Annotated in this window: 17 protein-coding genes; 3 read left to right on the top strand and 14 right to left on the bottom strand. The window is 62.4% G+C overall.

Annotated features, from left to right (window positions below; translation table 11 throughout):
- Positions 1–18: 18 nt before the first annotated feature.
- The 10 genes from AC19YT_RS04640 to AC19YT_RS04595 form a co-directional block, all read right to left on the bottom strand.
- The gene (locus AC19YT_RS04640) at positions 19–1,206 is read right to left on the bottom strand and encodes an ATP phosphoribosyltransferase regulatory subunit (RefSeq protein ID WP_095109358.1); all 1,188 of its coding nucleotides are present in this window, start codon (positions 1,204–1,206) and stop codon (positions 19–21) included.
- Between the two features lie 280 nt (positions 1,207–1,486).
- Positions 1,487–2,356 carry a protease modulator HflC gene (hflC, locus tag AC19YT_RS04635; RefSeq protein WP_095109357.1) on the bottom strand — a complete coding sequence of 290 codons (870 nt, stop codon included), beginning with the start codon at positions 2,354–2,356 and terminating at the stop codon, positions 1,487–1,489.
- Complete coding sequence (hflK, locus tag AC19YT_RS04630) at positions 2,356–3,534, bottom strand: FtsH protease activity modulator HflK (protein WP_095109356.1); 1,179 nt, start codon at positions 3,532–3,534, stop codon at positions 2,356–2,358. The genes hflC and hflK overlap by 1 nt, the downstream gene beginning before the upstream one ends.
- Positions 3,535–3,630: 96 nt before the next feature.
- Positions 3,631–4,932: a ribosome rescue GTPase HflX gene (gene hflX, locus AC19YT_RS04625; protein ID WP_095109355.1), complete on the bottom strand. Its 1,302-nt coding sequence runs from the start codon at positions 4,930–4,932 to the stop codon at positions 3,631–3,633.
- A 12-nt stretch (positions 4,933–4,944) separates the two neighbouring features.
- Complete coding sequence (hfq, locus tag AC19YT_RS04620; protein WP_095109354.1) at positions 4,945–5,211, bottom strand: RNA chaperone Hfq; 267 nt, start codon at positions 5,209–5,211, stop codon at positions 4,945–4,947.
- Between the two features lie 94 nt (positions 5,212–5,305).
- Positions 5,306–6,277 (bottom strand): tRNA (adenosine(37)-N6)-dimethylallyltransferase MiaA, encoded by a 972-nt coding sequence (gene miaA, locus AC19YT_RS04615; RefSeq protein WP_095109353.1) that lies wholly within the window; start codon positions 6,275–6,277, stop codon positions 5,306–5,308.
- Positions 6,277–8,187 (bottom strand): DNA mismatch repair endonuclease MutL, encoded by a 1,911-nt coding sequence (mutL, locus tag AC19YT_RS04610; protein ID WP_095109352.1) that lies wholly within the window; start codon positions 8,185–8,187, stop codon positions 6,277–6,279. The genes miaA and mutL overlap by 1 nt, the downstream gene beginning before the upstream one ends.
- Positions 8,184–9,611 carry an N-acetylmuramoyl-L-alanine amidase gene (locus AC19YT_RS04605; RefSeq protein WP_218192055.1) on the bottom strand — a complete coding sequence of 476 codons (1,428 nt, stop codon included), beginning with the start codon at positions 9,609–9,611 and terminating at the stop codon, positions 8,184–8,186. Before AC19YT_RS04605 ends, mutL begins: the two co-directional genes overlap by 4 nt.
- Before the next feature lie 3 nt (positions 9,612–9,614).
- Positions 9,615–10,085, bottom strand: coding sequence for a tRNA (adenosine(37)-N6)-threonylcarbamoyltransferase complex ATPase subunit type 1 TsaE (gene tsaE, locus AC19YT_RS04600; RefSeq protein WP_095109350.1), 471 nt, complete (start codon positions 10,083–10,085; stop codon positions 9,615–9,617).
- Entirely contained in the window at positions 10,073–10,933 is an 861-nt protein-coding gene (locus tag AC19YT_RS04595; RefSeq protein WP_500598901.1) for an NAD(P)H-hydrate dehydratase, read from the bottom strand. The genes tsaE and AC19YT_RS04595 overlap by 13 nt, the downstream gene beginning before the upstream one ends.
- Before the next feature lie 63 nt (positions 10,934–10,996).
- On the opposite strand from AC19YT_RS04595, the gene queG reads away from it, so the two are divergent.
- Positions 10,997–12,079, top strand: a complete 1,083-nt coding sequence (gene queG / locus AC19YT_RS04590; protein ID WP_500609832.1) for a tRNA epoxyqueuosine(34) reductase QueG — start codon at positions 10,997–10,999, stop codon at positions 12,077–12,079.
- On the opposite strand, the gene AC19YT_RS04585 is transcribed toward queG, so the two are convergent.
- Entirely contained in the window at positions 12,061–12,675 is a 615-nt protein-coding gene (locus AC19YT_RS04585) for a trimeric intracellular cation channel family protein (RefSeq protein ID WP_176465113.1), read from the bottom strand. The genes queG and AC19YT_RS04585 overlap by 19 nt on opposite strands.
- Before the next feature lie 154 nt (positions 12,676–12,829).
- Positions 12,830–13,372, bottom strand: a complete 543-nt coding sequence (orn, locus tag AC19YT_RS04580) for an oligoribonuclease (protein ID WP_095109346.1) — start codon at positions 13,370–13,372, stop codon at positions 12,830–12,832.
- Positions 13,373–13,478: 106 nt separating this feature from the next.
- Here orn and rsgA point away from each other — a divergent pair, with 106 nt between their 5' ends.
- Positions 13,479–14,510, top strand: coding sequence for a small ribosomal subunit biogenesis GTPase RsgA (gene rsgA, locus AC19YT_RS04575; protein WP_095109345.1), 1,032 nt, complete (start codon positions 13,479–13,481; stop codon positions 14,508–14,510).
- Between the two features lie 65 nt (positions 14,511–14,575).
- On the opposite strand, the gene motB is transcribed toward rsgA, so the two are convergent.
- Together motB and motA are read right to left on the bottom strand one after the other, a co-directional pair.
- Positions 14,576–15,589: a flagellar motor protein MotB gene (gene motB / locus AC19YT_RS04570; protein ID WP_095109344.1), complete on the bottom strand. Its 1,014-nt coding sequence runs from the start codon at positions 15,587–15,589 to the stop codon at positions 14,576–14,578.
- Between the two features lie 3 nt (positions 15,590–15,592).
- Complete coding sequence (motA, locus tag AC19YT_RS04565) at positions 15,593–16,444, bottom strand: flagellar motor stator protein MotA (protein WP_095109343.1); 852 nt, start codon at positions 16,442–16,444, stop codon at positions 15,593–15,595.
- A gap of 165 nt (positions 16,445–16,609) precedes the next feature.
- Here motA and AC19YT_RS04560 point away from each other — a divergent pair, with 165 nt between their 5' ends.
- Positions 16,610–18,145: an HDOD domain-containing protein gene (locus AC19YT_RS04560; protein WP_095109342.1), complete on the top strand. Its 1,536-nt coding sequence runs from the start codon at positions 16,610–16,612 to the stop codon at positions 18,143–18,145.
- Position 18,146 lies beyond the last annotated feature (1 nt).

The following is an 18,146-nucleotide window of genomic DNA, read 5'->3' as shown; positions in this document are numbered from 1 at the left end:
AGCCGCCGGCAGGAAAACTCAAGAAGCCAGCGGCAATACTTGCCAAAGCCCGTTCTGCTGAATCAATTGCCGGTCGCAGTCCGCTTCACGGGCGGCGGCCAACAGCTGCCCAGGCAAGGCCTGGACAACGCGCTGACCCTCACTGCGCAACTGGCAAACGTGCTGCCAGAGTGCTGCATCCGTACTGTCAGGCATCCAGATACCGCCAGACGGTAGCTCGATCTCAGCACGCCCCAGGGTCACCAGGGTTTTCAAATCGGTGGAAAAACCAGTCGCTGGACGGGCACGACCAAAATCGGCGCCGATATCGTCGTAGCGACCGCCCTGGGCGATGGATTGACCCACGCCCGGTACGAACACGGCGAACACCACGCCGGTGTGGTAGTGGTAACCGCGCAGCTCGCCCAGGTCAAAATACAGCGGCAACTGGGGGAAACGCGCGGACAGACGCTCGGCAATCGCCAGCAAATCGTCCAGCGCCGCCAGTACCGGGGCCGGCGCGTTCGCCAGGCGCACACGGGCGGCCTCCAGCACTTCGCGACTGCCACACAGGTCAACCAGCGCCCGTAGCATTGCGGCCAATTCGGCCGGCAGGCCTTCGGTCAGCGCGATCACTTCGTCAATGGCCTTGCGTTGCAGGGCGTCGAACAACTGCTGCTCCACTTCGCCGGACAGACCGGCGGCGCGTGCCAGGCCACGATAGATGCCGACATGCCCCAGGTCCATGTGCACATCCGGCACATCGGCCAGTTGTAGCATGGCCAGCATCAGGCTAATGACTTCCACGTCGCTGCTGGGGCTGGCATCGCCGTACAACTCGGCGCCCAACTGGATTGGGCTGCGCGAGGACGACAACGCACGCGGCTGCGCATGCAGCACGCTACCGGCGTAGCACAGGCGGCTTGGGCCTTCGCGGCGCAGGGTGTGCGCATCGATGCGCGCCACCTGCGGCGTGATGTCTGCGCGAAACCCCATCTGCCGACCCGATTGCGGGTCGATGACCTTGAAGGTCCGCAGATCCAGGTCCTGGCCAGCACCGGTCAACAGGGATTCCAGGTACTCGATATGAGGGGTTACGACAAACTCGTAGCCCCAGCTCTGGAACAGATCCAACACCTGGCGGCGCGCTACTTCGATGCGCGCCGCTTCAGGCGGCAGTACTTCTTCGATGCCATCTGGCAGCAGCCAGCGGTCTACCGTTGCCATTACGCCATTCCCCTATGATCCGGGCGGCGAGCCGTCGGGCTAGCCTTGAGTGAAGCAGAAAATGGTTACCTGCCGCCCAAGAGCGACGGGGCGAAAGGCCTGAAATCGGCTTCGCCACCACATTCCTCGAAAAAACTGTCGAGCCAATCAACTCGTTCTGAAGCAATCAAACATGCAGACGCAAAAAAGCCGGGAATTTCCCGGCTGCCGCATCATACACCCGTTTTCCCAAAGGATCACCCCGCCAAGCGCTTTAGCCGCTCGACGGGGTGTCGCAGGGTCAAGGCTTGGCTTTTTCCAGATAGCGGAAAAAGTCGCTGCTTGGGTCAAGCACCATGACATCGGTTTTGTTCGCGAAGCTTTCACGGTAGGCACGCAGGCTACGGTAGAACGCGTAGAACTCCTGATCCTGGCCGTAGGCCTTGGCGTAGATCGCCGCTGCTTGGGCATCACCATCACCGCGCGCCTCTTCAGACTCGCGATAGGCTTCAGCCAGCAGTACGCGACGCTGACGATCGGCGTCGGCACGGATGCCTTCTGCCAGTTCGTTACCTTTGGCGCGGTGCTCGCGAGCTTCACGCTCACGCTCTGTGCTCATCCGCTCGAACACGCTGCGGTTCACTTCCTTCGGCAGGTCGATGGCCTTGACCCGGACGTCGATCACTTCGATGCCCAGCTCTTTCTCGGCCATCTTGTTGAGCGAAGCGGTGATATCCGCCATCAGCGCATCGCGCTCGCCGGACACCACTTCGTGCAACGTACGCTTACCGAACTGGTCGCGCAGGCCCGATTCCAAACGACGGGACAGACGTTCGTCAGCAATCTGCTTGAGGCCGGAAGTCGCGGTGTAGAAGCGCTCAGCATCTTTCACGCGCCACTTGGCAAAAGCATCGACCATGACGGCTTTCTTTTCCAGTGTCAGGAAGCGCTGTGTCGGCGCATCCAGCGTCATCAGGCGAGCATCGAACTTACGCACCTGGTTGACGTATGGCACTTTCACATGCAGGCCCGGTTGGACATCAGCCTGGACCACCCGACCGAACTGCAGCAACACCGCACGCTCGGTCTGAGCCACGATGTAGAAGCAGTTCCAGGCAGCGATCGCCACGACGACGCCGACAATAAGGGCGATCAGCGATTTATTGCTCATCAGCGACTCTCCCTGGAACGCGTTGGCTGTGGCTGCGAATCCGCGCCGCTGTGCGTGCCCGCATCATTGTTGCTGGCTGCGGCGGCGCCAGTTACTGGCGAGGAGCCAGTGCGGCCACTTTCGATCATCTTGTCGAGCGGCAGGTAAAGCAGGTTGCTCTGGCCACCTTTATTACCGGTCACCAACACTTTACTGGTGTTGCTGAAGACTTCCTGCATGGTGTCCAGGTACAGACGCTCGCGGGTGACTTCAGGGGCTTTGCGGTACTCAGCCACCAGTTTGGTAAAGCGGTCGGCTTCACCCTTGGCGCGGGAAACCACTTCATCGCGATAACCGTTGGCGTCCTCGATGATGCGCTGGGCCTGACCACGAGCTTCCGGCACGACGCCGTTGGCGTAGGTTTCAGCCTGGTTGCGCGAACGCTGCTCATCTTCGCGGGCGCGGATCACGTCATCGAAGGCTTCCTGCACTTCGCGCGGTGCAGCAGCGCTCTGTACGTTGACCTGAGTAACGGTGATACCGGTGCGGTAAGTGTCGAGGAAGCGTTGCAGACGCTCCTTGATTTCGCTCGCCATCAATTCACGACCTTCGGTCAGCACCTGATCCATCGCGGTGGAACCCACCACATGGCGCAGAGCACTCTCGGTCGCGTGCTGCAGGCTGATTTCCGGCTGATCGACGTTCAGCACGAAATCCCGCAGGTTGCTGATTTTGTACTGCACGGTCAAAGGGACTTCGACGATGTTTTCGTCTTCGGTCAGCATTTGGCCTTGCTTGGTATAGGCACGCTCACGCGTGACGTTTTCCATGTACTTCTTATCAATCGGCGGGAAGTAGATGTTCAGGCCCGGGCCGACAGTCTCGTAGTATTTGCCGAAGCGCAGCACCACGGCCTGCTCCTGCTCGTCCACGACGTAGACGGCGCTGTACAGCCAAACGGCTGCCAGCACGACAAGCCCCAGGCCGAGCAGGCCGTAGCCACCACCCTTGCCAGAGCTGCCATTGCCGTCGTCACTGCCACGTTTTTTTCCACCACCGAACAACCCGTTCAGGCTTTCCTGTAGCTTTCGGAAGGCCTCGTCGAGATCTGGTGGCCCCTTGCGGTCGCCATTATTGCGGCGCTTACCACCCCAAGGATCCTGATTATTCGAGTTGCCACCCGGCTCATTCCAAGCCATAGCGCTCTCCATCTGATAAAGCAAAGACGCGCCCACGGCGCGTCGGCCAATGCTACAGAATGCCTACGACAGCGGCACAACCGCTTTTCCAGGCTTTTATTGCAAAGTGTGTTGCTCGAGAAACTCCATCGGTTGCAAGCCCTCGCGACTGACCAGTCGATTCAACTCGATCCGGGGCAGGCGCACAGCCAGCAAACTCAGGCCTTCTTCGTCGTGTTCTTCTTTCTGTACCGCACCCGCTGCGAAGAACTGAGCACGCAGTCGAGCAAAACGCTGAGGCAAGCGCAAGGTGCCGACGAACAAATCGTTGCCGAGCAATTCCGCGATAGCTTGCTTGAGCAGATCCAACCCTTGACCGTCCCGCGCCGACAACCAGACCCGCTGCGGCTTGCCATCGGCATCGCGCTGGATCTGCGGCTCTACACCTTCGAGCAAATCGAGTTTGTTATAGACCTCGAGGATGGGCAAGTCCTGGGCGCCAATCTCACCCAGCACCACCATCACCTGCTCGATTTGTAGCATGCGATCGGGTTCGGCGGCATCGATCACATGCAACAACAGGTCGGAGTTGCTCGACTCTTCGAGCGTGGCCCGAAAGGCCTCGACCAGTTTGTGAGGCAAGTGCCGGATAAAACCAACGGTGTCGGCCAGGACAATCGGCCCCAGGTCATCCAGGTCCAGGCGACGCAAGGTCGGGTCGAGCGTGGCGAAGAGTTGATCCGCCGCATACACGTCCGATTGCGTCACCGAGTTAAATAGCGTGGATTTGCCGGCGTTGGTATAGCCCACCAGCGAAACCGTGGGGATATCCGCACGCTTGCGCCCTCGACGGGACTGCTCGCGCTGGCTGCGCACCTTCTCCAGCCGCCCCTTGATCTGCCGCAGGCGAACCCGCAACAGACGCCGGTCGGTTTCAAGCTGAGTTTCGCCCGGGCCGCGCAGGCCGATGCCACCCTTTTGCCGCTCAAGGTGGGTCCAACCGCGCACCAAACGCGTACTCATGTGCTCAAGCTGGGCCAGTTCTACCTGGAGCTTGCCTTCATGGGTGCGGGCACGTTGGGCAAAGATGTCGAGAATCAAACCCGTGCGGTCGATCACGCGACACTCGAAAACACGTTCGAGGTTACGTTCCTGACTGGGCGTGAGGATGTGATTGAAAATGACCAGATCGACCTGTTCGGCGCTGACCAGGTCGCGCAGTTCCTCGACCTTGCCGCTGCCAATCAGGTATTTGGCGGTTGGCCGATGACGCGGCACGTTAAAGAACGCAACGGTCTCGGCGCCAGCCGATAGAGCCAACTCCTGAAACTCCTGCGGATCTTCGCGCGCCTCAGGGTCCTGTCCATCCAAGTGAACGAGGATTGCCCGCTCACCACCACCGTGGCGCTCAAAGAACAAAGGAGACTCCTATCAGGCGTTACCTGGAGCAGGATCAGCGTCGCCCTGTTCGTTTTCGGTTGCGCTAGGCAGACGAATTGGACGAACCGGCACTACTGTGGAGATAGCGTGCTTGTACACCATCTGGCTGACGGTGTTCTTGAGCAGGATGACGAACTGGTCGAAGGATTCGATCGTGCCTTGCAGCTTGATCCCGTTGACCAGATAGATGGAAACCCCCACTTTCTCTTTACGTAAAGTATTCAAGTAAGGGTCTTGTAGCGAATGCCCTTTTGACATGTGCCGCACTCCTTTAAGGATCAATAATAAAAAATTAGAAAACAGATGGCTTGTGGCCGCCACACCCCCAAGGATAGACGGCAATTGCAAGGACTCAGCTCAATATGGAGACCGTTCCCAAGTATTTCAAGGCGCGTGGCAGATTGTCGCAAGCCAGGCTGTCCAACCACTGTAAATCAGCCCAACTGCGTAGCCAGGTGAACTGACGCTTCGCCAATTGGCGCGTGGCAATGATGCCGCGCTCCTGCATCTCGGTGAATGTCAGCTTGCCATCCAGGTGATCCCAGACTTGTCGATAACCCACGGCACGTATAGACGGCAACCCGGCGTGCAAGTCACCTCTGGAGCGCAGTGCTATGACTTCGTCAACGAAACCCTGTTCCAACATTTGTGTGAATCTTTGTGCAATGCGCTCATGCAGTACTTGGCGGTTCGCCGGGGCGATGGCCAAGTTCGCGACAGTATAGGGCAATTGTCCTCGCCCCGAAGCGGCTGCTTCAGTACTTTGCGCAGATTGTCGCTCGCGGTGGGCGGTCATGCTTTGGCCGCTGACACGATAAACTTCCAGCGCCCGGCTCAAGCGCTGCGGGTCGTTAGGGTGAATACGCGCCGCCGACACCGGGTCAACCGCCGCCAATTGGTCGTGCAGGGCTTGCCAGCCAAGGCGCGCAGCCTCTTGCTCGATATCGGCGCGAACCTGCGGGTCCGCCGCTGGCATCTGCGCCAGGCCGTCGAGCAAAGCCTTGTAGTAGAGCATTGTGCCGCCCACCAGCAGCGGGATTTTGCCGCGCGAGGTGATGTCCGCCATCGCTTCCAAGGCATCACGGCGGAAATCCGCGGCCGAATAAGCCTCGGCCGGGTCGAGAATGTCGATCAAACGATGGGGATGCTCGGCCAGCAGCGCCTTTGAAGGCTTGGCGGTGCCGATATCCATGCCGCGATAGACCAGTGCGGAATCCACGCTGATGAGTTCGCACGGCAACACCTTGGTCAGCTCGATGGCCAGGTCGGTCTTGCCCGCGGCCGTAGGGCCCATCAGGAAGATGGCGGGAGGTAAATGGCTCATCAGCGACCGCGCAAGAACAGTTTGTCCAGATCGTCCAGGCCCAATTGGGTCCAGGTCGGTCGGCCATGGTTGCATTGACCACTGCGTTCAGTGTTTTCCATGTCCCGCAGCAAGCCGTTCATTTCCGGCAAGGCCAGGCGCCGGTTGGCGCGGATCGCGCCGTGGCAGGCCATGGTGCCGAGCAGTTCGTTCAGGTGAGCCTGAATCCGGTCGCTGGTGCCGTATTCCATCAGGTCTGCTAGCACGTCACTGACCAACCGATTGGCCTCGGCCTGCTTAAGCAGTGCCGGGATCTGGCGAATGGCCAGGGTTTCCGGGCCTAGGCGCTGGAGCTCGAAGCCCAGGCGCTGGAACCAGGCGACGTGCTCTTCGGCGCAGTCCGCTTCACGTTGGCTCAGGGCCAAGGATTCGGGCACCAGCAGCGGCTGGCCACTGAGACCCTCGCTGGCCATGGCGACTTTCAAACGCTCGTACATGATCCGCTCGTGAGCCGCGTGCATATCCACCAGCACCAGGCCCTGGGCGTTTTCCGCGAGGATATAGATGCCCTTGAGCTGCGCCAGGGCATAACCCAATGGCGGAACATCGCCCTGCCCCTCGGGCAACGCCACGGCGCCGGCCCCAGGCAGTGGCGCGAAGAACTCACGGTACGCCGCCTGGGCTTCTGCGGCCGGCACAGCGGACGTTGGCCGCGGGGTGTATTGATACTGATAACCCGCCCCCGCGCCGGAGCCCGGCGCATGAACGTTCGGTTGCCCCTGGGGCTGCTCCAGCAAGGCATTGGCCGCCAGGCGCATTTCGCCCTGGGGGCCGAACTCGCCGGCGTCGATGCCGGTCGGGCGAACCATACCCGCGACCGCCGCAGGCGCGGCGAGCTGGTCCTCGGGGCGCACATCACCCAAGGCACGGTGCAAGGTACCATATAGAAAGTCGTGAACCATGCGCCCATCACGAAAACGCACTTCGTGTTTGGTCGGGTGCACGTTGACGTCAACCACCGCCGGATCGACCTCGAAAAACAGCACGAAGGTCGGATGACGGCCGTTGAACAGCACGTCGCGGTACGCCTGGCGCACCGCGTGGGCCACCAGTTTGTCGCGCACTGCGCGGCCGTTCACATAGAAGTACTGCAAGTCAGCCTGGCTACGGGAGAACGTCGGCAAGCCGACCCAGCCCCACAAATGCAGGCCATTGCGCTCAACTTCAATCGGCAGTGCCTGCTCCAGGAAGCCCGCCCCGCACACCGCGGCCACGCGCCGGGCACGCGCCGCGTCATCGTGGGCTTCGTGCAGGCTGAGGATGGTCTTGCCGTTATGGCGCAGGTGGAAGGCCACGTCGAAACGGGCCAGGGCCAGGCGCTTAATAACTTCTTGCAGGTGATCGAATTCGGTTTTTTCGGTTTTGAGGAATTTGCGCCGCGCCGGGGTGTTGAAGAACAGGTCGCGCACTTCCACCGACGTGCCCACCGGATGGGCCGCAGGCTGGACCCGGGGCGCCATGTCGCGGCCCTCGGTTTCCACCTGCCAGGCCTGCTCGGCCTCACGGGTGCGCGAGGTGAGGGTCAGGCGCGCCACCGAGCTGATGGACGCCAGGGCCTCGCCGCGAAACCCCAGGCTCATTACTTGTTCCAGGTCTTCCAGGTTACGGATCTTGCTGGTGGCGTGGCGCGCCAGGGCCAGGGGCAAATCGTCGGAGGAGATGCCACTGCCATCGTCACGCACCCGCAGCAGCTTGACGCCGCCCTGTTCCACATCCACGTCGATACGCCGCGCGCCGGAGTCGATGCTGTTTTCCAGCAACTCCTTGATGACCGACGCCGGGCGCTCGACCACTTCGCCCGCGGCGATCTGGTTCGCCAGCCTTGGGCTGAGCAGTTCGATGCGAGCGCTGTTGTTCACGATGTCGTTCATTCCTTGACCGCCAGTTCCGTGCTCGGAATGTTGAGGGTCTGGCCGATTTTCAGCTCATCGGTCTTGAGATTGTTGGCGCTGCGCAAGGCACCCGCCGACACCTGGTAGCGCACAGCAATCATCGCCAACGTTTCGCCTGGGCTGACCCGGTGATCCCGCGGCCCCTGCGCAATCTTGCCGGCGTCACGCAGCCAGGCGATGTAGGTGCCCGGCGGCGGGTTCTGCTGGAAGAACTGGCGCACGCCGCTGCTGATGGAGCGGGCCAGCGCCTGCTGGTGGCTGGCAGCAGCCAGTTTCGAGGCTTCGTTGGCGTTGGAGATGAACCCGGTTTCGACGAGGATCGACGGAATATCTGGGGATTTGAGCACCATGAACCCGGCCTGCTCCACCCGCTGCTTGTGCAGCGGCGTGACACGGCCGATGTTGCTCAGCACTTTCTGGCCCACGTTCAGGCTGGAGGTCAGGGACGCGGTCATCGACAGGTCGAGCAGCACCCCGGCAAGCATGCGGTCCTTGTCGTCGAGACTGACGTTACCGGCCCCGCCGATCAGGTCAGAACGGTTTTCACTGTCGGCCAGCCAGCGTGCGGTCTCGGAGGTGGCGCCGCGATCGGACAGCGCGAACACCGAGGCGCCGAACGCCGCTTTGGAGGGGGCCGCGTCGGCGTGGATCGAGACAAACAGGTCGGCGCCCTTCTTGCGGGCGATTTCGGTACGCCCACGCAACGGGATGAAGTAGTCGCCAGTGCGGGTCAGCTCGGCGCGAAAGCCCTTGATTCCGTTGACCTGGCGTTGCAATTCCTTGGCGATGGCCAGCACCACGTCTTTTTCCCGCTGGCCGCGCGAGCCGGAGGCACCCGGATCTTCGCCGCCGTGGCCGGCGTCGATGACCACAATGATGTCGCGCTTTCCGGCCGGCGCTGGCGGCAGATTGATAGCAGGCTTGGGTGCGGTCACCGGCACGGCCGGCACCGTGGCCACGCTGGGGGTCGGTGTAGGCGGCGAAGCGGCGTCGGACGGGTTGTCGAACAAGTCGACCACCAGGCGATTACCGTATTGGGCGTTGGGCGCCAGCACGAAGCTTTTCGGTGTGACGGCTTGCTTGAGGTCAATCACCACCCGCAGGTCGCTCGGCGTGCGCTGGGCCGAACGCATGGCGGTGATGGGGGTGTTGGCGGTGGAGACGTTCAGCGGCGCGCCTAGTGTTGCGCCGTTGATGTCGATCACCAGGCGATCCGGGGCACTGAGCGTGAAAACGCTGTGCTGCACTGGGCCGGACAGGTCAAACACCAGTCGCGTGTTATCCGGTGCGCGCCACAGGCGCACACTGCGCACCTGCGAAGCGGCCAGAGCATTGACAGTCATTGCCGCAAGCAACACCCCTACGACAGTAACCAACGCGCGAAAGCGCATACCTAACCCCATTATTTATTTGAATTTCAATGCCAAGGCTGCGCACCACGACTCACCGCGCGCACCTTGGGACAACACATGCAGCGAACGCCCGGCGTTATGCGGCCTAATGGTAATGGTCAGGTCGGGCTTTGGCAAAAAGCCTGCACCCTTTTCGGGCCATTCGATCAGGCACAGCGCGTCATCGTCGAAATAATCGCGAATCCCCAAAAACTCCAGTTCTTCTGGGTCAACCAACCGATACAGGTCGAAGTGGAAGGCGCGGACGCCCCCGATCTCGTAGGGCTCGACCAAAGTGAAGGTAGGACTTTTTACCGCGCCGACGTGTCCCAGCCCGCGAATAATGCCCCGCGACAGGGTGGTTTTACCCGCACCCAGGTCACCATCGAGAAAAATCAGACCATGGCCTTGGGTGATTCGGGCAAGCACGCCGCCCAAATCCGTCATAGCCTGTTCATCCGCCATAAACAGCGTTACTTCACGCACGGCGATTGCTCCTCCAATAACTGACGAATGGCTGGAATCAGGTCGCTGGCCGCCAGGCCTCGACCCAATCGGCCTTGTTGTTCACCGGCGCAGGCATGCAGCCACACGGCCAGGCACGCCGCGTCGAACGCGCTCAAGCCCTGGGCCAGCAAGGCGCCGATCAACCCGGCCAGCACATCCCCCAGGCCCGCGCTGGCCATGGCCGGATGCCCCCGGTCGCAACGGGAAACCCGCCCATCCGGGCTCGCGATCAAACTGCCAGCCCCCTTGAGCACCACCACCGCGGCGTATTTGGCGCTCAACGCGCGCGCCACCTTAGTACGGTCTGCCTGAACCTCGGCTGTCGATACGCCCAGCAAGCGCGCCGCCTCCCCCGGATGGGGCGTGAGCACGCAGCCTGCGGGCAGGTTGATGCCGCCGTCGGCCAGCAGGTTGAGGGCATCGGCGTCCCACACCTGGGGCAGCGCGGTGTTGGCGGCAGCCGATAGCAGGCTGCGGCTCCAGGCCGACTGCCCCAACCCGGGGCCGACCACCAACACCGAGGCCTGGGCCAGCAAGCCCATCAACTGATTGGCCGAGGCAATACCCCGCGCCATGGCTTCCGGCAACCGCGCCAGGGCCGCCGGCACGTGCTCGCTGCGGGTGGCCAGCGACACCCGCCCCGCGCCGCTGCGCAAGGCGCTTTCGGCGCTGAGCAGAATGGCGCCGGCAAAACCGCGATCACCACCTATCAGTAAAACATGGCCGAACTGGCCTTTATGGGCACTCGCCCCGCGAGGTAAAAGGCCCGGCAGATGGCCGGGCGCGAGGTGTTGTACGTCGGGCAATGGTTGATTTGTCTGCGGCATGCGTCTTCGGGCTCCGATGTCTGGCAGAATTATACGCACCTCAGCCCCGGTTTCTCTCGTCTCATGCCTGTCACCTCCCCCGACCTCCCCGCCCTGGCCCAAACGATCAAGGCGCTGGGCCGTGAACTGGGCTTTCAACAAGTCGGCATCAGCGGCCTGGACCTGGGCGAACACGAACAGCACCTGCAACGCTGGCTCGATGCCGGCTACCACGGCGAAATGGATTACATGGGCGCCCACGGCAGCAAGCGCTCGCACCCCGAAGAGCTGGTGCCCGGCACGCTGCGGGTGGTTTCTCTGCGCATGGACTACCTGCCTGGCGACACCCAAATGGCCCAACGCCTGGCCCAACCGGAAAAAGCCTACGTTTCCCGTTATGCCCTGGGCCGCGATTACCACAAGCTGATCCGCAAACGCGTACAGCAACTGGCCGAGCGCATCCAGGCACTGATCGGCCCCTTTGGCTACCGCGCTTTCGTCGATAGCGCCCCGGTGCTGGAAAAAGCCCTGGCCGAGCAGGCTGGGCTGGGCTGGATCGGCAAAAACACCCTGGTGCTCAACCGCAAGGCCGGCAGCTACTTCTTCCTCAGCGAACTGTTCGTCGACTTGCCACTGCCCGTGGACCCGCCCCACGCCAGCGAACACTGCGGGCGCTGCACCGCGTGCCTGGACATCTGCCCCACCAACGCCTTCGTCGGGCCTTATGTGCTGGATGCGCGGCGCTGTATTTCCTACCTGACCATCGAACTCAAGAGCGCCATCCCAGAAGACCTGCGGCCGCTGATTGGCAACCGGGTGTTCGGCTGCGACGACTGCCAAATCGTCTGCCCCTGGAACCGCTTCGCCCGCCCGTCGGGCGAAAGCGACTTCAAGCCCCGGCACAATCTGGATAACGCCGAATTGGCGCAATTATTCCTCTGGGACGAAGCGCAATTTCTCAGCAGCACCGAAGGCTCGCCGCTGCGCCGTGCCGGCTATGAGCGCTGGCTGCGCAACCTGGCGGTGGGCCTGGGCAATGCACCCTCGACCATCCCTGTGCTGGAGGCCTTGAAGGCGCGGGCGGACTATCCGTCGGAGCTGGTGCGCGAGCACGTGGCGTGGGCACTCAAGCAGCATGCGACGCGGGATCAGTGCTCGTCGTTGTAGACGAACTTGGGCATTTCCCAGTGAAAGCGGATCGCCAGCAGGCGTAACAGGAAGCCGCCAAACAGAGTGATAAGGATGGCTTGCTCGCCCGGCAGGTTCAGCCACAGGCAGAACATGTAGCACCAGGCTGCGGCGAAGGAGACGCTGGCGTAAAGCTCGCGACGGAAGATTAGCGGGATGTCGTTGCAGAAAATATCCCGCAGGATGCCGCCGAAAACGCCGGTAATGACCCCGCTGACGGATGCCACCAACATGCCGTGGCCCATTTCCAGGGAGGTCATGCAGCCGATCAGGGTAAACGCCACCAGGCCCACGGCGTCGAGCACCAAAAACAGCGAGCGCAGATGGCGCATCCAACGCGCGGTAAACACCGTGAACATCGCCGCCACCGTGGTCAGCACCAAGTATTCCGGGTGCTTGACCCACGTCAGCGGGTAGTGGCCCAGCAGCACGTCACGCACCGAACCGCCCCCCAGCGCCGTCACACAGGCGATCAGCACCACGCCAAACCAATCCATGCCACGGCGCCCCGCAGAGAGTGCGCCGGTCATGGCTTCAGCGGTAATGGCAATCAAATAGAGCATCAACAGCATGATGGCGGTCCTGACAGGAAGGCGCGCAGTCTAGCCATTATGTGATGGCACCAAAAGAGGGCGGTGCCAGGAAAACCGTGGGGCGGCTCCCACAGGTTCGCAGATGCCCTGTAGGAGCGGGCTTGCCCGAGATGGGGCCTTCAGCCCCTCTACACAATCAAAACTTGATGAAGTGCTTGCGGTAATGCTGCAACTCGCCAATGGACTCGCGGATGTCGTCCAGGGCCAGGTGGGTGCTGCCTTTGTGGAAGCTGTCCTTGACCTCAGGCGCCCAGCGCGCGGCCAACTCCTTGAGGGTGGAGACGTCCAGGTTGCGGTAGTGGAAGTAGCTTTCCAGCGCTTTCATGTGGGTATAGAGGAAGCGCCGGTCCTGACAGATGCTATTGCCGCAGATCGGCGATTTGCCCTTGGGCACCCACTGCTCCAGGAAAGCGATGGTCTGCGCTTCGGCCTCGGCCATGCTGATGCGGCTGTCGCGCACGCGCTGGGTCAGGCCCGAGCCGCCGTGCTGGCGTGTATTCCACTCGTCCATACCGGCGAGGATTGCGTCGCTGTGGTGGATTGCGATCACCGGGCCTTCGGCCAGGGTGTTGAGGTCGCTGTCGGTGACGATGGTCGCCATCTCGATGATGACGTCGGTGTCGGGGTTCAACCCGGTCATTTCCAGGTCGATCCAAATCAGATTCTGTGGGTTTTGCATGGGTTGGCTCCTCCGGTAGTCGCGCAGTTTAGCCTAGGGGATAGCGCGAGCGTGCTAAACTCGCGGCCGTTTTACCTCTTCGCTGCATTCTCAACACGGAACACCCATGGCCAAACGCCAACTCAATCGTCGTCAAAACTGGCGCATCGAAAAAATCCAGGGCGAGCGCGCTGCCCGCGCCGCAAAACGCGAGTCCTCGGCGGTGCAAGCCCTGGAGGGCGGCGACCTGGGCCCCGAACAAACGGGCCTGGTGATCGCTCACTTCGGCGTGCAGGTCGAGGTCGAGGCCCGCGAAGGCGAGTCGGCCGGCCAGGTGTTCCGCTGCCACTTGCGGGCCAACCTGCCGGCGCTGGTGACCGGCGATCAGGTTGTATGGCGAGCCGGCAACCAGGGCATCGGCGTGATCGTGGCGCAACTGCCGCGCAACACCGAACTGTGCCGCCCCGACAGCCGCGGCCAGCTCAAGCCTGTGGCGGCCAACGTCGACATGATCGTGATCGTCTTCGCGCCGCTGCCCGAGCCCCACGCCAACCTGATCGACCGCTACCTGGTAGCGGCCGAGCACGCGGGCATCCGGCCGTTGCTACTGCTCAACAAATTCGACCTGATCGACGAGCAGAACGCCCCAGCGCTCAATGCCCTGTTGGCCGTCTACCGCACCCTGGGCTACCCGGTGCTAGAAGTGTCAGCGCACCACGGCAACGGCATGGAGCAACTGCAACAACAGCTGGACGGGCGCATCAGCGTGTTCGTCGGCCAGTCGGGCGTGGGCAAGTCGTCCCTGGTCAACAGCCTGTTGCCGGAAGTGGAAACCCGCGTCGGCCCACTGTCGGAGCTGTCCGGCCAGGGTACCCACACCACCACCACCGCGCGCCTGTTCCACTTTCCTGGCGGCGGCGAGCTGATCGACTCCCCGGGCATCCGTGAATTTGGCCTGGGCCACGTCAGCCGCGCCGATGTGGAGGCCGGGTTCATCGAGTTCAACGACTTGATCGGCACCTGCCGCTTCCGCGACTGCAAGCACGACCGCGAACCCGGTTGCGCCCTGCTCAAGGCGCTGGAAGATGGCCGCGTGCAGCAGCAGCGGATGAACAGCTACCGCTCGATCATCGCCAGCCTGCCCGAAAGCAGTTACTAGGCCAGCGGCGCACTAAAAAGCCCCCGCGACAGTGAATGTCGCGGGGGCTTTTTTTGTCGCGGTGGTTACTGCGCCGCCGGCGCCTTGGCGCCGCCATCCTCGAAGATGTTGAGCTTCTCGCGCAGCTCGTGGGGCGGCAGCGGCACCTTGTCGGCCGGCAAGGCGTTCGGGTCGGCCGGCACTTCGCCCGGCGCGCCCTCGCCCTGGGTCGGCGTAGTCGGCTCGGCGGGTTGCTGCTCGCCTTCGATGGCTCGCTGGGCCTTGCGAGTCATCACCACGATGTCGATGCGACGGTTGACCGGGTTGAACGGCTTGGCCCGGTCAAACAACGCCGAGGAGGCAAAGCCCACCACCCGCGCCACTTGTGGATCGGGGTAACCACCGGCAACCAAGGCCCGGCGTGCCGCGTTGGCGCGGTTGGCCGACAGCTCCCAGTTGCCGAACTCGCCGGCACCCGAATAAGGCGTGGCGTCGGTATGGCCGCTGATGCTGATCTTGTTCGGCACCGCTTTGATGGTGTCGGCCATGGCCAGCAGGATGTCCTCGAAATACGGCTTGAGGCGTGCACTGCCGGAGTCGAACATCGGCCGGTTCTCGGCGTCCATGATCTGGATGCGCAAACCGTCCGGCGTGATCTCGAAGAGGATCTGGTCCTTGAACTTTTGCAGTTGCGGGTTTTCATCGACCTTGTTCTGCAACTCTTGCAGCAGCAGCTCTAGGCGCTCCTGCTCGACCTGCTCGGCCATGCCTTCGACCTGGTCGGTATCGACCGTGACCTTGTCCGGTTGCGGCTGGGACTTGACCTCGGGGTTGAGGGTAGTGTCCGGCGCCAGCTCCGGCGAGCCGCCCAGGTCGATGATGTAGGGCGTACCGCTTTCGGAAAAACCGATGGGGTCTTTGAAGTAACCGGCGATGGCGATCTTCTGTTCCGGCGTGGCGGTGGACAGCAGCCACAACACCAGGAAGAACGCCATCATCGCTGTCGCGAAGTCGGCGAAGGCGATTTTCCAGGCGCCCCCGTGGTGTCCGGCAGCGAAGCGCTTGACGCGCTTGATGATAATCGGCTGGTTGTTTTCCATGGCTTAGCGACCGCGAACCGCTTGTTCCAGCTCCGAGAAGCTCGGGCGATGCAGCGGGTAAAGCACCTTGCGCCCGAATTCCACCGCCAGGGACGGCGGCATGCCGGAAGCCGAAGCCACCAGGGAAGCCTTGATGGCTTCGTAGACGTTCAGTTCTTCCTTGGCGTCGTGGGCCAGGGACGTGGCCAGCGGGCCGAAGAAGCCGTAGGCCGCGAGAATACCGAAGAACGTACCCACCAGCGCCGCACCGACGTGCATGCCGATGGCCGCCTGGTCACCCTCGCCCAGCGACGCCATGGTCACCACGATACCCAGTACCGCCGCGACGATACCGAAGCCCGGCATGCCGTCGGCGATGCCGGTCACCGCATGGGAAGGATGCTCCAGCTCTTCTTTCATGCTGAACAGCTCCATGTCGAACAAGCCTTCGAGCTCGTGCGGGGCCATGTTGCCCGAGGACATGATGCGCAGGTAGTCGCAGACGTAGGCCGTCATGCGGTCGTCCTTGAGCACGGTGGGGTATTTGGCAAAGATCGGGCTGGCGGCGGCGTCTTCGATATCCGCCTCGATGGCCATCATGCCTTCGCGGCGGCTCTTGTTGAGGATCTCGTAGATCAGGCCCAGCACTTCAAGATAAAAAGCGTGGCTGAAACGCGAGCCAAACATGCCAAGGGACTTTTTAATGACATGCATCGTCATATGCCCAGGGTTTGCCTGCAAGAATGCACCGAAAGCCGCGCCCCCGATAATCAACACCTCGAAAGGTTGGATCAGGGCGGCGATCTTGCCGTGGGAAAGCACGTATCCGCCGAGCACGCTCGCGAACACGACGATGATGCCGATAATTTTAGCCATAGTAGGGAAGTACTTATTGAGTCGGGTTCAAGGTCATATTCGGAAGTTAATGAATCTCTTCTTCTGCTTATCGGCAAAACTGCGCCAGACTATAGCCAGTTCAGGCGAAAAGCCAATTTGGCCCGTTGCGGGCGCACTGCCAGTCAATAGTGATCGCGATCAACCATGACTAATGAAACGACAGTCCCAACTTCACGCCCCCACACGCTTGAAGGCTGGGTAAAGTTGCTCGATGCCGTGCGCCTGCCGGTGCCGCAGGCGAGCCATGACCGTGTGTGCAAGGCCATCGCCGACAGCCGCAGCTCCATGCGTGATATCGCCGAGCTGATGCAAGACAGCCCAGCCCTGGCTCTGAGCGTGATCCGCGAGGCCAACCAGCACACCCACGGCAGCATGACCGAGACTGCGGAAAACCTTGAAGTGGCCCTTAATCGCCTGGGCCTCAAGCGCACCGAGCAACTGCTGGCCCACCTCCCCGCCCGCCCTGAAAGCGAAATCCCCATCGCGCTGCGCCAGTTGCAGCTCATCAGCCAGCACGCCACCCAGCAGGCCAACGGCCTGTTCGGCAGTCGCCTGGCGCGGCTGTGGCAAGACATCCATTGGGGCAGCCTGCTGTTCCTGTCGCCGCTGTGGCCATTGGCGCTGACCTACCCGCAACTGCTCGATGAGTGGGAATTGCGGGTGATCCGCCGCGGGCAATCGGCCCACAAGGTGGAAAAGGAACTGTTCGGCGTGCGCCTGCTGGTGCTGTGCCAGGCCCTGGTGGACCTGTGGCGGCTGCCGATCTGGGTGCAGCAGGGTTATCGCCTGCTGCTGAACGAACAGCGTTTGCTGGTCCAGGTCCTGCACATCGCCCGTGGCGCGGACAACCCGCTGCACCAGCAGCAACTGCTCGATGCCGACCCGGCGCTACGCCGCTGGCTCAACCAACCGGCCAACACCGTGCTGCTGGCCAATGGCATTGCCCTGGCGGCGCAACAATCCTGGTCCTGCCCACACCTGCTGCGCTGGCAATTCCTCACCAGCCTTTACCTGCAAACACCCATGGACGAGTTGCAGCAGCACATACACCAGCAAGCCGTGCGCAGCGCCCAGCACCACGCCATGGCAGACCTGTGGCACCCGGCCATTTCCCTGATCTGGCCCTGGGGCGCCGAGCACCTGCACCCCGGCCAATTACCGGCGCCGGCACCCACCGCTGAAGATCTGGCGCTGTGGCGCAAGCTCTGCGGGCAACTGCTGGCCGAGCCCAGTGTGTTCACCAACGCCATGCACCTGACCACATTCGCCCGCGACGCCCTGGTGGCGTGCGGCATGCACCGGGTGATGATCCTGATGACCGACCGCAACCAAAGTGTGCTGCGCGCCCATCAGACCGCCGGCCTGCCCAAGGGCATGGCCACCTTGAGCCTGCAAGTGAACCAGAGCACTGTGCTGCAACGCCTGCTCAGCCAACCGGCGCAGGTGCGCCTGAGCCCGGCCAACAACGCCCAGTTCTCCGCCCACCTGCCCGCCAGCCTGCGCGCGCCCTTCGATGGCAATCATTTGCTGCTGCGCTCGCTGTCCAACAACGGCCGGGTGGTGATGGTGGTCATGGCGGATCAGGGCGGTGGGCCGTTCTCGGAAATCACCGTGCAAGCCTTCGGCAAAACCGCGCAGTGCATCGAAAAAGCCCTGCACAGCTTTACCGCCCACGGCTAAG

The organism is Pseudomonas sp. MF08875 (assembly GCF_059862525.1).
The sequence above is the reverse complement of the archived record's forward strand: the minus strand, read 5'-3'. Positions and strand labels throughout refer to the sequence as shown.

What these genes read in the sequence shown, in the direction of transcription:
- AC19YT_RS04595 (WP_500598901.1), bottom strand. Translation starts at nt 10,933, where the DNA reads ATGCCGCAGACAAATCAACCATTGCCCGACGTACAACACCTCGCGCCC.
- mutL (WP_095109352.1), bottom strand. Translation starts at nt 8,187, where the DNA reads ATGAACGACATCGTGAACAACAGCGCTCGCATCGAACTGCTCAGCCCA.
- orn (WP_095109346.1), bottom strand. Translation starts at nt 13,372, where the DNA reads ATGCAAAACCCACAGAATCTGATTTGGATCGACCTGGAAATGACCGGG.
- motB (WP_095109344.1), bottom strand. Translation starts at nt 15,589, where the DNA reads ATGGAAAACAACCAGCCGATTATCATCAAGCGCGTCAAGCGCTTCGCT.
- AC19YT_RS04605 (WP_218192055.1), bottom strand. Translation starts at nt 9,611, where the DNA reads ATGGGGTTAGGTATGCGCTTTCGCGCGTTGGTTACTGTCGTAGGGGTG.
- queG (WP_500609832.1), top strand. Translation starts at nt 10,997, where the DNA reads ATGCCTGTCACCTCCCCCGACCTCCCCGCCCTGGCCCAAACGATCAAG.
- hflK (WP_095109356.1), bottom strand. Translation starts at nt 3,534, where the DNA reads ATGGCTTGGAATGAGCCGGGTGGCAACTCGAATAATCAGGATCCTTGG.
- AC19YT_RS04640 (WP_095109358.1), bottom strand. Translation starts at nt 1,206, where the DNA reads ATGGCAACGGTAGACCGCTGGCTGCTGCCAGATGGCATCGAAGAAGTA.
- hfq (WP_095109354.1), bottom strand. Translation starts at nt 5,211, where the DNA reads ATGTCAAAAGGGCATTCGCTACAAGACCCTTACTTGAATACTTTACGT.
- AC19YT_RS04560 (WP_095109342.1), top strand. Translation starts at nt 16,610, where the DNA reads ATGACTAATGAAACGACAGTCCCAACTTCACGCCCCCACACGCTTGAA.
- rsgA (WP_095109345.1), top strand. Translation starts at nt 13,479, where the DNA reads ATGGCCAAACGCCAACTCAATCGTCGTCAAAACTGGCGCATCGAAAAA.
- hflC (WP_095109357.1), bottom strand. Translation starts at nt 2,356, where the DNA reads ATGAGCAATAAATCGCTGATCGCCCTTATTGTCGGCGTCGTCGTGGCG.
- miaA (WP_095109353.1), bottom strand. Translation starts at nt 6,277, where the DNA reads ATGAGCCATTTACCTCCCGCCATCTTCCTGATGGGCCCTACGGCCGCG.
- motA (WP_095109343.1), bottom strand. Translation starts at nt 16,444, where the DNA reads ATGGCTAAAATTATCGGCATCATCGTCGTGTTCGCGAGCGTGCTCGGC.